This window comes from Ruegeria sp. BC7, from assembly GCF_056539165.1.
The window spans coordinates 1-1,469 of sequence record NZ_JBQFUL010000021.1 but is presented as its reverse complement, the minus strand read 5'-3'; the positions used below and the strand labels follow the sequence as shown (position 1 = coordinate 1,469).

Sequence of the window (1,469 nt, the reverse complement as noted above, 5' to 3'; positions counted from 1 at the left end):
ACCTTAGCCTCGGGGCGCTGAAATTCTGCCTGCGTCTGGATGTAATAGACGCCGAAGAGAGGCTCAGAGAACAATTCAATCATCCGACCAGATGACAGATCGTCCTCGAAAAAAGCTCTGGCAGAATACGTGATACCGTCACCCCGGCGAACCGCAGTCATGATCAGGTTCCCCGGCATGTGATTTATCGTCAATGGCTCGAGAGGTACGACCCCATGATAGGTGAACCAGTCGGCCGCTTCGTTGGTGCCCAGTTCCTGCAACCAAGGCAGTTTTGTCAGAGAGGCCGGGTCACGCAGATCTTGGCCTTCCACCAGTGAAGGTGTCCCGATCACGACCATGTCGGAAACAAGGACAGTATCCTCCTCTTTTCTCGGCATGCGTCTGTCGTGATACCGAATGGCGACATCGATACCACCTGGTCTTATCTGAACCAGTTCCGAAGTTGGGTTCAGCATCAAAGTGATCTCTGGATGTTCGCGTTGAAACTCTGCCATTCTCGGCAACAGCCACTCCACCGCGAATGCTGGTGACATTGTCACTTGAACGGGACGCTGCGCTGTGTGTTCTGCCAGTCGTTCGACACCCCTTCCAATGATTTCAAAGCCGATACCCAGTTCACGCGCAAGAATGATGCCTGGCTCTGTCAATTCAATGCTGCGCCCACGTTTAGCAACAAGAGCTACACCCAAATGCCTTTCCAACGATTTAACCTGCTGGCTGACAGCCGCTTGGGTCACGTTCAAGCGTTCAGCCGCCACGGTGTAACTCCCAGCTTCCGCAACCGCTGAGAAGGCGCGCAAAGCGTTCATTGGGGGAAGGTGCAACCAATCCATACTGTAGTTTTTCTAAAGTTTTGTTAGACTATTTGAGTCGCATGATATCGACATTCTTGACATTATTCACAGTGAAATCTGCGCTGCTATTATAAAATATTGGAGCGGATGCTTTAGTGCTGATGTCAACCTAGCCGCATGCCAGGAGATCTTGATACGATGGAAAAACTTCAAGGTGGATGTTACTGTGGTGCTGTTCGATACCAGATCGCGACACCACCTGTCTGGTCGGGACATTGCCATTGTCGTTCATGCCAAATGGCCCTTGGCGGTGCCTTTGTAACTTGGGCTAAAGTGGCAACGGAAGACTTCGTAGTTATCAAAGGCGAAATCCAACACATTGAGAAAACTCCGGGTATTCGCCGCGGGTTTTGTCGGGACTGTGGAACGACGTTGACCTATGCCGCCCTAAATGAAGTAGAGGGCCAAGACTGGAGCGCTGACGCTTGGTTTTCTGCTGTAACGTTGGACGACCCATCGATTGCGCAACCCAAGGCCCACATCTTCGTGTCACATCAGCAGCCATGGATAAAACTCGACGACGGGCTGCCGACGTTTCCTGAGTTCTAAGCAGCTTTTCGAGCGAACGGAGGAGAAAGCGATGAACACTGTTTATTCATATGCCTGCAAGGA

At 51.5% G+C, this 1,469-nt stretch carries 2 protein-coding genes; one reads left to right on the top strand and one right to left on the bottom strand.

Annotated elements, in window-relative coordinates:
* Nucleotides 1-761 (bottom strand): LysR family transcriptional regulator (locus tag ACR0KS_RS20385; RefSeq protein WP_480693335.1); only part of this gene is annotated, 761 nt, incomplete at its 3' end.
* A gap of 234 nt (nucleotides 762-995) precedes the next feature.
* Between ACR0KS_RS20385 and ACR0KS_RS20380 the strand changes: the two genes are divergently transcribed.
* Nucleotides 996-1,406, top strand: a complete 411-nt coding sequence (locus ACR0KS_RS20380) for a GFA family protein (protein WP_480693334.1) — start codon at nucleotides 996-998, stop codon at nucleotides 1,404-1,406.
* Nucleotides 1,407-1,469 lie beyond the last annotated feature (63 nt).